This window comes from Micromonospora sp. NPDC005197 (assembly GCF_040608295.1).
In the GTDB taxonomy this organism is placed as follows: Bacteria; Actinomycetota; Actinomycetes; order Mycobacteriales; family Micromonosporaceae; genus Micromonospora.
Genome location: NZ_JBEXHY010000020.1, coordinates 29,176 through 41,056, shown reverse-complemented (window position 1 = coordinate 41,056; position 11,881 = coordinate 29,176). Strand labels below are relative to the sequence as shown.

Genomic DNA, 11,881 nt, shown 5'->3' with positions numbered 1-11,881 from the left:
CGCTCACCGGGCGAACGGCTCCGCCATGGCCGCGGCGGCGCGCAGCCACGCCTGCCGGGTCTCCGGCTGGAGCTGGTGGTACTCGATCGACGAGCCGGTCTCCAACGCCGGGTCGTACGGCACGACGGCCACCGCGCGGGTACGCGTGGCGAAGTGCCGCTCCAGGTCGTCCTGCAGGGGCGAGCGGCCAGGGGTGGGGCAGGAGATGAGCGTGACCGCGTTGTCGGCCAGCTCGCCCATGCCCTCCTCGTGCAGCAGGTCGAGCATCCAGTCGGCGCTGAACGCCGCGTCCTCACGGGGCACGGTGGTCACCACCAGTTGGTCGGCGGCCTGCATCACGGTGCGCCAGTTGGCGCTCTCCACGTTGTTGCCGGTGTCCACGCAGACCACGTCATGCGTACGCCGCAGCAGCTCGAGCACCCGCTTGACGGTGAACTGGTCGAGCCGCTGGGCGAAGCGCGGGCTCTCCTCGCCGGCCAGCACGTCGTACGAGCCGTCGGAGGCGTGCCGCAGGTAGTCGTCCAGCCGCTCCAGCAGGGTCGCGCCCTCCAGGATCTCGATCTGGGCCAGGTCACCGATCAGGTGCCGGATGGTGCGCGCGTGGCGGGCGCTGCCGGCGCGTAGCCCCAGGGTGCCGCGCAGCTCGTTGTCGTCCCAGGCCAGCACGCCCCGCCCCCGGACGCTGCCGATGGTGGCGGCGGCGAGCACCGTGGCGGTGGTCTTGTGCACCCCGCCCTTGGGGTTGGCGAACGCGAACACGCGGGGTGTGCCCAGATCGCGGCGGAGCACGCCGGTGGCGCGTTCCAGCTCCTGGTCGACGCCCTGTGGCCGCCACTCGATCCGGGCGGGGTAGCCGCGCTCGGCGATGGCCGAGCCCGGTGGCGGGGTGACCGGCGCGGCGGGCGGCGGAGTGACCGGCGGCGCGACCGGTGGGGCGGGCGGCGGCGCGACCGGTGGTGGCGCGACCGCCGGGACCGGCGGGGTCACCGGCGGCGCGGCGCTCGGGTAGCCGGTCTCCGGCTGGTAACCGGTTTCCAGCAGCGCGTAGCGGGACTCCCCCGCCGGGTTGCCCGGCCGGTAGCCGTTGTCCAGGAGGGCGTAGCGCGACTCGGGCTCGGCCCGGCGCGGCGGCGGCTCGGGCTCGGCCTGGTAGCCCGGGTCGGCGCGGTACGTCGGCTCGGCCCGGTAGCCCGGGTCGGCACGGTACGTCGGCTCGGCCCGGTAACCGGGGTCAGCCCGGTACGTCGGCTCGGCGCGGTAGTCCGGCTCGGCCCGGTACGCGGGCTCCGCCCGATAGTCCGGCTCGGCACGGTACGCAGGCTCGGCACGGTAGTCCGGCTCCGCCCGGTACGCGGGCTCCGCGCGGTAGTCCGGCTCGGCCCGGTACGCGGGCTCCGCACGGTAGTCCGGCTCCGCCCGGTACGCAGGCTCGGCCCGGTAGGCGGGATCGACCCGGTAGGTCGCCTCGGCACGGTAACCGGGCTCCTGGCCGTACGACAGATCGGCCGGATGCCCGATGGCCGACGCCCGCCCCGCGTAGCCGTTGGGGGCCGCGCGCCGCGGCAGTGGGTCCGGCGGCGCCTCGTCGGCCCGGCGCTCGGGCTCGGGCTGCTCAGCGGCCCGACCGCCCAGCCGGGCGCGGTCCAGCAATGCCCGCCACCTCGGCGCTGGTTCGGCCGGCCGGCCCCAGCCGGTCTCACTGCCCTCCACGGCCCGCCCTCCCAGCACCATCGATCTCTGTCTGACAGGCTACGAACCAAACCCTATTCGGACCACACCTGAGCACGCACACCACCCGGCGCAGATCACGACGGGGAGGGCGTCAGCAGCCCCTCGTCGATCGCGTCCGGGGAGGTGGCGACACCCGGCGGGGCCGCCTCGGTGGGTTCGGCCGAGGGCGACGCGGGTGACGGAATCGTTACGAGCGGTGCGGGTTCCGACGATTCGCCCATCGGCACCGGCGGTCTCGGCGTGCTCGACGTCGGCCCGCCACTCGCCAGCGGCGTCGGCTCCGGGCTCGGCCCGGTGTCGGCCGGCGGGCGGACCACGTCGCGCTGCTCGGGCAGCGGCGGCGTGAAGACCGTACGGTCGAGTCGGTACACCTCGGGCGCCGGATCGACGGCCCGCACGTCCGGGCGGGCGGCCACGCCGCGCAGCACCTCCGGCGCCGCGCGCACCACCGCGGCGTAGACGCAGGCGCAGCCGGTGCGGTACGCCGCCGCCTCGGCGCTCGCCACGTCCGCCCCGGTGACGTACCGCTGGCGCAGCTCGCGCTCGGCGGCGCCGTCGCCACGCACCCCGGCGGCCCTGGCCCGGTAGTCGGCGGCCTCGCCGTCCTTGCGGGCGGCCACCTGCGCCATCTGAGCGACCACGTCGTCCGGCACCCGCGACGCGGGGATCCGGACGATCTCGGTCTGCCGGCCGGGCAGCGGCACCCGGCCGAAGACCGTCGACACCGACACGTCACCGAGCACCGCGGCCAGCCGCTGCGGCGGAAGGTACGCGTCGAGCATCACCAGGGCGTACGTCCCGTCCCCGGTGGCCGGGGCCGTCGGGCTCAGCGCGGCCAGATCGGCCGCGGCCGAACGCAGGTAGCCGGGGACCCAGTCGCCGTCGGCCACCCCGACGCGGGTCACCTCGCCAACCGTCCGGTCGCCCACCGGAGCATCGTCGGCGGCCCACACTGCGGTGCCCAGGACCGCCGCCGCGGAGAGCACGGCGGCCCAGGTGAGCACCCCGGACCGCCCCGACCGGTCACCGAGACGGGCCACCGCCCGGGTCAGCGGCGGCAGCAGCTGTTGGTCCAGCTGCCGCAGCAGGTCGCCGGCGCGCACAGGCGGGATCCCCTCGTCGGATCGATGTCGGGTGGTCGCCGCTCAGTCACGCAGGATCTCAAGCGCACGTTCCAGGTCGTCAGGGTAGTCGCTGACGAACCGGACCTCGTCCCCCGAACGGGGGTGCAAAAAGCTCAGTTCGCGGGCGTGCAGCCACTGTCGGGCCAGGCCGAGACGGGCCGAGAGGGTGGGATCGGCGCCGTAGGTGAGATCACCGACACAGGGGTGCCGCAGCGTGGAGAAGTGCACCCGGATCTGGTGCGTCCGGCCGGTCTCCAATCGCACATCGACCAGGCTGGCCGCCGGGAACGCCTCAAGGGTGTCGTAGTGGGTGATGCTCGGCTTGCCGCCGGACACCACCGCCCAGCGGTAGTCGTGGGTGGGGTGCCGGTCGATCGGCGCGTCCACGGTGCCCCGCAGCGGGTCCAGGTGCCCCTGCACCACCGCGTGGTAGCCCTTGTCCACCTCGCGGTACTTGAAGGCCCGCTTCAACGCCGTGTACGCCTGCTCGCTCTTGGCCACCACCATGATCCCCGTGGTGCCCACGTCGAGACGGTGCACCACGCCCTGCCGCTCGGCGGCGCCGCTGGTGGAGATGCGGTGCCCGATCGCGGCGAGGGCACCGATCACCGTCGGGCCGGTCCACCCCGGGCTGGGATGCGCGGCCACGCCCACCGGCTTGTCCACCACCACGATGTCGTCGTCGGCGTACACGACGCGCAGGCCGGGCACCGCCTGCGGCACCACGGTCGGTGGGGCGACCGGGGCGGGCAGCGTGACCTCCAGCCAGGAGCCGGCCTTGACCTTGTGGGAGTTGGGCCGGGCAGCGCCGTCGACGAGGGCGTCGCCCGCGTCGACCAGGGCGGCGGCTGCGGTACGGGAGAGGCCGAACAGCCGGGACACCGCCTGGTCCAGGCGCATGCCGTCGAGGCCGTCGGGCACGGGCAGCGAACGGTGGTCGCCACCGGCGGCGAACGCGGAGGTCATGCCCGCTCCCTCTGCTCGGCGTCGGCGGTGGCGTCCGCGTCGGCGGGGGCGCCGTCACGGCCGGCCCGCCGCCCGTCACGCTGGCGACCGGTCAGCTCCAGCAGCACGGCCAGCAGCACACCGCAGACCAGCGAGCTGTCGGCCAGGTTGAACACCGGGAAATATTCGCCGTACGGCCCGAAGACGCTGATCATGTCGACCACGTGACCGTGGAACGGAGCGGGCGCCCGGAAGATCCGGTCCATGAGGTTGCCCAGCGCGCCACCGAGCACCAGGCCGAGGGAGATCGCCCACGGCAGGGAACGCAGCCGCAGCGCCATCCAGACGATCCAGCCGACCACGCCGATGGTGATCAGCGGGAACACCCAGGTGTAGTTCGCACCGATGCTCCACGCGGCGCCGCTGTTGCGGGTCAGGCTCAGGTAGACCAGCCCACCCAGCACCCGGACCGGCTCCCGGTCGCTCAGCGCGGCCAGCGCGAGGTGCTTGGTCAGCAGGTCGGCCACCAGGGCCACCAGGGCCACCCCGGCGAGGATCGCGACGGCCCGGGGCCGGGGCTTGCCGCCGCCCGGGTCGGTACGGCCGGGGTCGGCGGGCGGTGCTGCGGTCATGCGCTCCCCATCGAGGTGTCTCGGCGGTGATCGCTCACCGCCTCATCGCAGACGGGGACCGGGCGTCAGCGCCGCTCCTCCAACTGCTTGCACGTCACACACAGGGTGGCCGACGGGAAGGCGGCGAGGCGCTCGACCGGGATCGGGTTGCCGCACCGCTCGCACCAGCCGTAACCACCCTCGTCGAGGCGCTCCAGGGCGCGCTCGACCTGCGTGATCCGTTCCAGAATGCTGTTGGCGAGAGAGATCTCCTGCTCCCGCTCGAACGTCTTGGTCCCGGTGTCGGCCTGGTCGTCCCCGGCCGAGTCCGTCAACCGATCGCGCTGCAGCTCGGTGATCTCGCTCAGCGTCTGATCGTACTCGGCGCGCAGCTCGTCCCGCCGCGCCGCCAGCGCCGCCCGGATCTTCTCGGTCTCCGCCGCGCTGCGGGTGGCCTTGGCCACCGGCTTGCGGCCGGCGGTCCTGGTGTCGGCTGGCTTCGCCATGGGTCGCTCCTCGGCCGCGGAGCCGCTCGGTCGCGGCACCTGGTCAGGGGCGCCGACGAAGGCGTCCCCCAAGTACGAAAAGGGGCGCACGGCGACGATGGCCGCGCACTCCGGAGGTTGGCAAGAATACGGAACGTACAGGCGTCCGACAACGTGGCGCACCGTCGCACCGCTCAACAGCCCCGAGCCCTGCCTAACCGGGGCAAAGGGAACGCTAGCAGATCAACCGACCGCCTCATCCCCGTACTCGCCAAACCATCGGGCCAGCCGACCGCGTCGGCTGACCGCCCGCAACCGCCGTTCGGCGGCGTCGCGCACCCCACCGGTGGCGACGATCAGCAGGCTGTCGCCGGTTTTCAGCCGGGTGTCCGGGCCGGGCACGAAGCCCACCCCGTCGCGCAGCACCAGGGTCACCGAGGCGCCCAGCGGCAACCGCAACTCGTCGACGTGCACGCCGGCCAGCCGCGAGCCCGGAGGCACCTCAAGTTGGAGCAGATCGGCCCGCATCCGCTCCAGTGGCGCGGTCTCCACGTGGATCTCGGTGGCCTCGGCCGGCGCGGTGGTCCCCAGCCAGCGGGCGAACGGACCGAGCGTGCTGGTCTGCACCAACGTGAAGATCACCACCAGCACGAAGACCGCGTCGAAGAGGCGCTCCGCGCCCGGCACCCGCTCCGAGAGCGGAATGGTGGCCAGCACGATCGGCACCGCCCCGCGCAGCCCGGCCCAGGACAGGAACGCCTGCTCCCGCAGGCCAAGCCGGAACGGCAACGCCGAGACGGCCACCGACAGCGGCCGGGCCAGCAGCACCAGCGCCAGACCGGCGACCACCGCCGGCAGCACCGCCGCGTCCAGCCGGCCCGGCGAGACCAGCAACCCGAGCAGCACGAACAGCCCGATCTGGGCGACCCACGCCAGCCCGTCGGCGAAGCCGAGGATCGCCTGCCGGTGCGACAGCCGGGCGTTGCCCAGCAGCACTCCGGCCACGTAGACGGCGAGGAAGCCCGAGGCGTGCAGCACGGCGCCGGCGGCGTACGCCAGGACGGTGATCCCCACCGCCGCGATCGGGTACAGCCCGGCGGACGGCAGCGCCGCCCGGCGCAGCGCCCACGTACCGGCGAGGCCCGCGCCCACGCCCACCGCCGCGCCGACGCCCAGCTCGTAGCAGACCAGGCCGACCTCGTACCACCACGGATGCGACCAGCCCGCGTGCGACAGCAGCACCACCAGCAGCACCACCGGGGCGTCGTTCATGCCCGACTCGGCCTCCAGTGTGGCCACCAGCCGCGGTGGCAACCGCAGCCGTCGCAGGGTGGCGAACACGGCTGCCGCGTCGGTGGAGGAGAGCACCGCGCCGTAGAGCAACGCCAGCCGCCAGTCCAGACCCAACAGCAGGTGTACGGCGATGCCGACCACCACGATGCTGACGATCACGCCGACCGTGGAGAGCGCGGAGGCCAACCCGAGGACCGGGCGCAGCGCGCTCCACCGGGCGGTCAGGCCACCCTCGGCGATGATCACGATGAGCGCGCAGAAGCCGAGGGTCCGGGTCAACTCGACGTCGTCGAAGCGGATACCCAGCCCGGCCTCGCCGATGGCCACGCCGAGCGCCAGGTAGAACAGCAGGCTGGGCACCCCGAGGCGACTGGAGAGCCGGACGGCGCCGACCGCCACCAGCAGCACGGCCGCGCCGAGCAGCAGCGCGATGTCCAGCCCGGGCGTCACGGTTGCCGAGCCCGGGCGGTCCTCACCCTGCGGATCCGTCGCGCAGTCGGTGCAGCACGTCGGTCAGCTCGGGGCCGGGCCGGTCGACGACGAACAGCTTGTCCCGGCTGGTCGCGCCGGTGCGCAGCGACACCGCGGCCGCCCGGACCCCCAACGCGTCGGCGAGGGCGCGGCGGGCCGCCTCGGTCGCCCGGCCGTCCACAGCCGGAGCGTGGACCGCGATCACCAGGGCGGGCCCGTACGTGCCGTCGAAGCGGCCGCCGACGGTGTTCCGGGAGGCGCCAGGCTTCACCCGTACCGCGACGGTGAGCGCGTCCTGCGGGGGCACCGACACGGCTCTCAGATCGGCCGGGCGTCGGTGAGCAGGGCGGTGGCCGGCGCACACGCCGCACACGGCGTGAATCCCAGCTCGACGGCCTCGGCGACCGGAAGAGTCTCGGGCACCCGGCCGGCCAGGCGTCGGCACCCGGCCAGGTGGTAGCGGGGCCGCCCGTCGACCACCACGACGGGGTCGGGCAGCCGGGAGACCCGGGCCGCCTCGGCCGGGGTGATCGGCTGCTCGGCCGGCTCGTCGGCCAGCGCGTCGACCGACATCGTGTTGGCGGGGTACGCCTCGTCGCCCCGGGCCACGAAGGGCGATGCCGGGCTGACGGGCGAGGAGCGTGACCCGTCGGCCGGGGTCACGAGCGGCGCCTCGGGCTCGAACGGCGGGGCCGGGTCAAAGGACGGGGCCGCGTCGAAGGGCGGGGCCGCGTCGAAGGGCGGGGCCGCGTCGGGGTCGGACGGCGGCTCGGGTGGTTGCCGCCACCCGGTGCCGCCGTTGCCGACCGTCGAAGGTACGTGCTGGACCGGCACATCCGGCTCGGCCAGCGGTGGACCGTACGCGAAACCCGGCTGGGCCTGGCTGGCCCTGCGGAATGTCGCGCGGTCCCGCGGACCGGCCCGACCGGGATCCGCCGTCGCGCGGTTGGCGGCTGCCTGGCGGGCGCCCACCACCAACGCGACGGCGGCCAGCAGACTGGCCGCGATGGAAATGGTCAACAGAATGCTGGAGCCACCGGCCAGACCGAACACCAGCAGCACCACAGCGACGAGGATGAGCAGAAGACTCGCGACTATCACGGCTCACCCCCGCCGCGTCGTACCGTCCAGGCAGGGCCGGCGACCGTCACCATCTGCGGACAGCGATCGCCGGCCGGTGCTCAGCGTCCGGCTTCGAGGGCGCCGGAGCGCCCGCCGCCGTACGAACCGGCGAGACCTGCCGCCGCCAGCCCGTTGCCGCCGGCGACCCGGCCTGCCTCGGAGCGGGTCATCTCGGCTTCGAGGCCCTGGCCGCGACCGTCGAGGTCCCGCAGCTGGCTCTCCAGGTACGCCTTGAGCCGGGTGCGGTACTCGCGCTCGAACTGCTTGAGCTCCTCGATGTGCTTCTGCAGGGCCGTGCGCTTGGCGTCCAGGCCGCCCATGGCCTCCTGGTGCCGCTGGCGGGCGTCCCGCTCCAGGGCGTCGGCCTTCGCGCGCGCCTCGCGGGTCACCTCCTCGGCCTTGCTGCGGGCCTCGGACAGCAGCTGGTCGGCCTCGCGGCGCGCGTCGGACACGTGGTCGTCGGCGGTGCGCTGGGCCATCATCAGCACGCGGAGGGCCTGCTGCTCACCGTCACCGGTGACGCCGCCGGCCGGGCCGCCGGTCGCGCGGACCTGCTCCAGCTCGGCCTGCATGGCGCGGGCGGCCTGCTCGGCAGCGGACTTGTCGCGCTGCACCCGGTCCAGTTGGGCCTTGACGTCGTTGAGCTCCGCCGCCAGTCGGGCGTCGCCGCCGGGGCCGGCGGGGGCACCGCCACGGCCGCCGCGCTCCACCTGGGCGCGCAGCTCGTTGTTCTCCTCGATGAGACGGGCGAGCTCGCGCTCCACCTCGTCCAGGAAAGCGTCGACCTCCTCCTCGTCATACCCCCGCTTGCCGATCGGCGGCTTTTTGAAGGCGACGTTGTGGACGTCGGCCGGGGTCAGCGGCATCGAAACTCCTCGGGTCAGTTGCGGCCGCGAAAGCGCGTCGGTCATCAGGCAGATGCCCTGATCGACGGCCCTAACACGAACTCCATCAGCACGAACAGGATAACCAGGAGCACAAGGGAGGCCAGGTCGATGCTCACGGTACCAATTCGCAGCGGAGGGATCACACGCCTCAACGCGTTGAGAGGGGGATCAGTGACGCTCCACACGGATTCCAGTCCTGCCGATGCGCCGCGTCCCGGCTGCCACCGCCGGCCGTACTGCAGAACGGCGCTCAACACGAACCGGGACAGAAGAAGAAGCAGGAAGACATAAAGGACCAGGTACAGCACTTGCAGTAAGATCGACAACACGGTCAGCGACGTCCCTCGGGTCGGGCGGGGTCAACTCAGGCTGAAAAAACCGCCCTCAGCGATCTTGGCCTTGTCCTCCGCGGTGACCTGGACATTGGCCGGTGAGAGCAGGAACACCCGATTGGTCACGCGCTCGATCGTACCGCGCAGCCCGAACGCCAGACCGGCCGCGAAGTCAACCAGACGGCGGGCGTCGGCCTCGTCCATCTCGGTGAGGTTGATGATCACTGGTACGCCGTCGCGGAAGTGCTCACCGATGGTGCGCGCCTCGCGGTAGGTGGTCGGGTGCAGCGTGGTGATCTGGTACCGCTGCTCCTCCTCGGGCACGGCCACGCGCTCCCGCGTCGCGGCCTGCGGCGCGAGGGCCAGATTGTCGCGCGTGTGGTACGTCAGCGCGCCCGACGTGTCGCCGGCCGAGGACCGCGTGATCGACCGTACGCTGGACCGCTCGGCCCGCTCCGGACGCTCACCGTCACCGCGGTCGGACTCGCCGCCACGCCCGGTGGACCGCTCGGAGAGCCGGCCCCGCTCGCTGGAGCGCGGCCGGGGAGCCGGTGGCTCCTCGGTGTCGTCGTCGTCCTCGTCGGCGAACTCCTCGGCGTACCGGCTCTGCCGGTACCGCGAGTCGCGGTAGCCACCCTTGTCGTAGCCACCGTCGTCGTAGGCCCGCTCGTCGTCTTCCTCGACGAGACCGAGCCAGACCCCCGCCTTGCGCAGTGCACCCATCCCGCGCCCTTCCGTCCGCCGTGCGGCACTCGCCCCCGTGCCATGTCGCCCGTCGCGAGTGGACAACCATGCCCATCGGACCGGAACGGCAATCCCCCTGGCGCGCGATTCGCGTCGCGCGTCACGACCCCCACAAGGATCCGCCGCCCTGAAACAACACTGATGTAATTTGCCTGTCTCGCGGTCAGGCTACCGCAGCGTGGGACGCATTCCGAGCAACGCGCTACCGACGCGGACATGTGTCGCGCCGTATCGGATCGCGATTTCCAGGTCGCCGCTCATTCCCGCCGACAACGCTGTCGCTCCCGGATGGAGCGTCCGAAACGCCTCGGCCACCTCGGCCAGTCGGGCGAAGGCCCGCTCCGGCGACCACCCCAGCGGCGCCACCGCCATCAGACCGGCCAACCGCAGCGCGGGCGCGTCGGCCACCGCAGCGGCGACCGCCTCCAGCCCCGCGCCCTCATCGGCCGAGTCGGGCAACGCGCCGCCGCGCGCCGGGTCGCCGTCGATGCTCACCTGCACCAGGGCGTCCAGCGGCCGTTCCCGCTCCGCCGCCGCGTTACCCAGCGCGCGGGCCAGCCGCACGCTGTCCACCGAGTGCACGACGTCGGCGTAGCGGACGACCGAGCGGGCCTTGTTGCGCTGCAACTGCCCGATGAAGTGCCAGCGGGGGCGTACGCCTGCCGCAGCCACCTCGGCGGCCTTGCCGGCCGCCTCCTGGTCACGGTTCTCCCCCATGTCGGTCACCCCGAGCCCGGCCAACGCCAGCACGTCCCCGGCCGGGTACGTCTTGGTCACGGCGATCATCGTGACGTCGGCGTGGTCCCGGCCCGCGTCCGCGCAGGCGTCGGCGATCCGGGCTCGCACCTGGGCCAGGCCGGCCGCGAGTTCGGCGCGGCGGTCCGGTCGTACCGTGGCTGAACTGTCGGTCATCGGCGGCGCTCAGGAACCGTTCTTGAGAAAGTCGGGCACGTCCACGTCGTCGAAGAGCACCCGGCGCGGCGACTGGGCCGGAGCCGGCAGGGTGGCCGGCGGCGGCACCGGGGTGCTCTGCGGCGCCGGCTGGTTGGTGTTGGTCTTGCGGGTCGGCTCGGCCGCCTTGTACGCCGGCGTGCCACCGTCGAAGCCCGCCGCGATGACAGTCACCCGCACCTCGTCGCCGAGCGCGTCGTCGATCACCGCGCCGAAGATGATGTTGGCGTCCGGGTGGGCCGCGTCGGTGACCAGCTGGGCCGCGTCGTTGATCTCGAACAGGCCCAGGTCGGAGCCGCCGGCGATGGAGAGCAGCACGCCGCGAGCGCCGTCCATGCTCTGCTCCAGCAGCGGGCTGGAGATGGCCGCCTCGGCAGCCTCGACCGCGCGGTTCTCCCCGCGGGCGCTGCCGATGCCCATCAACGCGCTGCCGGCGCCGCTCATCACGCTCTTGACGTCGGCGAAGTCCAGGTTGATCAGACCCGGGGTGGTGATCAGGTCCGTGATGCCCTGCACACCGGAGAGCAGCACCTGGTCGGCCGTGCGGAAGGCGTCCATCATGCTGATGTTGCGGTCACCGAGCGCCAGCAGCCGGTCGTTCGGGATGACGATGAGCGTGTCGCACTGGTTGCGGAGTTCGTCTATCCCCGTCTCGGCCTGCACCTGGCGGCGCTTGCCCTCGAAGGAGAACGGGCGGGTCACCACGCCGATGGTCAGCGCGCCGAGCTTGCGGGCGATGTTGGCCACCACGGGCGCGCCGCCGGTGCCGGTGCCGCCACCCTCGCCGCAGGTCACGAAGACCATGTCGGCGCCCTTGAGCACCTCTTCGATCTCGTCGCGGTGGTCCTCCGCGGCGTTCTTGCCGACGTCCGGGTTGGCCCCGGCCCCCAGGCCACGGGTCAGCTCCCGGCCGACGTCGAGCTTGACGTCGGCGTCACTCATCAGCAGCGCCTGGGCATCGGTGTTGATCGCGATGAACTCGACGCCCTTGAGCCCAACCTCGATCATCCGGTTGACGGCGTTGACGCCGCCGCCCCCGATGCCGACGACCTTGATGACCGCCAGGTAGTTGTGCGGAGGTGTCATCTCCGGTCCTTTCCTTCGAGATTGGCTTCGGCCGACCGGGTACGGCGTGGCCAGACCAGCGGCCGACGACAGCTGTCACCAGCGAGAGTCAGGGGTGAA

13 protein-coding genes are annotated in these 11,881 nt (G+C 73.1%); all 13 read right to left on the bottom strand.

Annotation, left to right across the window (positions count from 1 at the left end; all coding sequences use genetic code 11):
- Positions 1–3: 3 nt before the first annotated feature.
- Positions 4–1,731, bottom strand: a complete 1,728-nt coding sequence (locus tag ABZU46_RS10345) for an AAA family ATPase (RefSeq protein ID WP_354856145.1) — start codon at positions 1,729–1,731, stop codon at positions 4–6.
- Positions 1,732–1,805: 74 nt separating this feature from the next.
- On the bottom strand, positions 1,806–2,834 hold the full coding sequence (locus tag ABZU46_RS10340) for a hypothetical protein (RefSeq protein WP_354856144.1): 1,029 nt from the start codon (positions 2,832–2,834) through the stop codon (positions 1,806–1,808).
- A gap of 42 nt (positions 2,835–2,876) precedes the next feature.
- Positions 2,877–3,821: an RluA family pseudouridine synthase gene (locus ABZU46_RS10335; protein ID WP_354856143.1), complete on the bottom strand. Its 945-nt coding sequence runs from the start codon at positions 3,819–3,821 to the stop codon at positions 2,877–2,879.
- The gene (gene lspA / locus ABZU46_RS10330; protein ID WP_354856142.1) at positions 3,818–4,432 is read right to left on the bottom strand and encodes a signal peptidase II; all 615 of its coding nucleotides are present in this window, start codon (positions 4,430–4,432) and stop codon (positions 3,818–3,820) included. Before lspA ends, ABZU46_RS10335 begins: the two co-directional genes overlap by 4 nt.
- Positions 4,433–4,497: 65 nt before the next feature.
- The gene (locus ABZU46_RS10325) at positions 4,498–4,917 is read right to left on the bottom strand and encodes a TraR/DksA C4-type zinc finger protein (RefSeq protein ID WP_007463005.1); all 420 of its coding nucleotides are present in this window, start codon (positions 4,915–4,917) and stop codon (positions 4,498–4,500) included.
- A gap of 222 nt (positions 4,918–5,139) precedes the next feature.
- A complete protein-coding gene (locus tag ABZU46_RS10320; RefSeq protein ID WP_354856141.1) occupies positions 5,140–6,639 on the bottom strand; it encodes a potassium/proton antiporter in 1,500 nt (499 codons plus the stop codon).
- Between the two features lie 22 nt (positions 6,640–6,661).
- Positions 6,662–6,973, bottom strand: a complete 312-nt coding sequence (locus tag ABZU46_RS10315; RefSeq protein ID WP_354856140.1) for a DUF167 domain-containing protein — start codon at positions 6,971–6,973, stop codon at positions 6,662–6,664.
- A 5-nt stretch (positions 6,974–6,978) separates the two neighbouring features.
- Complete coding sequence (locus ABZU46_RS10310) at positions 6,979–7,761, bottom strand: hypothetical protein (RefSeq protein ID WP_354856139.1); 783 nt, start codon at positions 7,759–7,761, stop codon at positions 6,979–6,981.
- Positions 7,762–7,841: 80 nt separating this feature from the next.
- The gene (locus ABZU46_RS10305; protein WP_007463015.1) at positions 7,842–8,648 is read right to left on the bottom strand and encodes a DivIVA domain-containing protein; all 807 of its coding nucleotides are present in this window, start codon (positions 8,646–8,648) and stop codon (positions 7,842–7,844) included.
- Positions 8,649–8,692: 44 nt separating this feature from the next.
- On the bottom strand, positions 8,693–8,998 hold the full coding sequence (locus tag ABZU46_RS10300; protein ID WP_088949372.1) for a YggT family protein: 306 nt from the start codon (positions 8,996–8,998) through the stop codon (positions 8,693–8,695).
- Between the two features lie 30 nt (positions 8,999–9,028).
- Positions 9,029–9,724 (bottom strand): cell division protein SepF, encoded by a 696-nt coding sequence (gene sepF, locus ABZU46_RS10295; RefSeq protein WP_354856138.1) that lies wholly within the window; start codon positions 9,722–9,724, stop codon positions 9,029–9,031.
- A gap of 189 nt (positions 9,725–9,913) precedes the next feature.
- Positions 9,914–10,657 (bottom strand): YggS family pyridoxal phosphate-dependent enzyme, encoded by a 744-nt coding sequence (locus ABZU46_RS10290; RefSeq protein ID WP_354856137.1) that lies wholly within the window; start codon positions 10,655–10,657, stop codon positions 9,914–9,916.
- Positions 10,658–10,666: 9 nt separating this feature from the next.
- The gene (gene ftsZ, locus ABZU46_RS10285) at positions 10,667–11,782 is read right to left on the bottom strand and encodes a cell division protein FtsZ (RefSeq protein WP_234588050.1); all 1,116 of its coding nucleotides are present in this window, start codon (positions 11,780–11,782) and stop codon (positions 10,667–10,669) included.
- Positions 11,783–11,881: the final 99 nt, after the last annotated feature.